This is a genomic window from Roseibium sp. RKSG952, assembly GCF_009711355.1.
Map to the genome: position 1 here is coordinate 1 of NZ_SMMF01000335.1, position 626 is coordinate 626.

The window sequence follows — 626 nt, forward strand, 5'->3', positions numbered from 1 at the left end:
CATGACGAAGGAGAGAACCACGCCGCTGCGCGAGCGGATGATCGAAGACATGCGCATTCGCGGGATGGGCGACAAAGCCCAGAAGAGCCATATTCGGGCGATCAAGGATTTTGCAGGCTTTCTGAGGCGGTCCCCGGACACGGCCTCGCCGGAGGATCTGCGCGCGTACCAGCTTCACATGACCAATGCGGGCGTTTCACCGACCACGTTCAACGCCCGTATCGTTGGCGCTGCGGTTTTTCTTCGGCATGACCTGCGGGCGCGAGGACATGAAGCGGTACATGCAGTTCCGCACCCAGCCACGGAAGTTGCCTGTGGTGTTCAGCGTCGGCGAGGTGTCCGACCTCCTGATGGCAGCGCCTGGGCCGGGCCTCAAATACCGCGCCGCCCTCAGCATTTCCTATGGCGCGGGTCTCAGGGCAGCGGAGGTATGCAACCTCAAGGTCCGCGACATCGACAGCGACCGGATGCTGATCCATGTCGAGCAGGGCAAAGGGCGCAAGGACCGCAAGGTGATGCTGTCGCCCGGGCTTTTGGACCTGTTGCGTGATTACTGGCGCGAGGCACGGCCGCAAGGCTGGCTGTTCCCGGGCAACCCGAAGATCAACCCGATCTCGCCGCGCCAG

Annotated in this window: 1 protein-coding gene and 1 pseudogene; both read left to right on the forward strand. The window is 63.3% G+C overall.

Annotated elements, in window-relative coordinates; all coding sequences use genetic code 11:
* Nucleotides 1–64: 64 nt before the first annotated feature.
* Nucleotides 65–184, forward strand: a pseudogene (locus tag E1297_RS50070) (integrase); the annotation flags it as partial.
* A 40-nt stretch (nt 185–224) separates the two neighbouring features.
* Nucleotides 225–626: tyrosine-type recombinase/integrase (locus tag E1297_RS50075; protein ID WP_244327584.1), on the forward strand; the 402-nt coding region annotated here is incomplete at its 3' end.